The sequence below is a fragment of the Mycobacterium sp. UM_Kg27 genome (assembly GCF_000972905.1).
Taxonomy (GTDB): domain Bacteria; phylum Actinomycetota; class Actinomycetes; order Mycobacteriales; family Mycobacteriaceae; genus Mycobacterium.
Genome location: NZ_JRMM01000380.1, coordinates 1 through 241, shown reverse-complemented (window position 1 = coordinate 241; position 241 = coordinate 1). Strand labels below are relative to the sequence as shown.

Below are 241 nucleotides of genomic sequence, written 5' to 3'. Positions count from 1 at the left end.
AGGCCGACATCGATGACGGCGTCAAGGCCGGCACCACCACGTTGGAGTCGACCGACCTGCGTGCAGCACGGCAGCGGATCAGGCTGCTGGAGCAGGAGAACGAGGTCCTGCGGCGGGCGGCAGCGTATTTGTCGCAGGCGAATCTGCCGGGTAAAGGCTCTACCCGCTCGTAAGCGAGCTCGCCGCCGACGGGATCCCCGTGGTGGTGACGTGCCGGGTACTGGACATTGCTCGCCAGCCC

General features: G+C 67.2%; 1 pseudogene. It reads left to right on the top strand.

Annotated elements, in window-relative coordinates:
* Window positions 1-241: pseudogene (locus LI94_RS24915) on the top strand (IS3 family transposase); the annotation flags it as partial.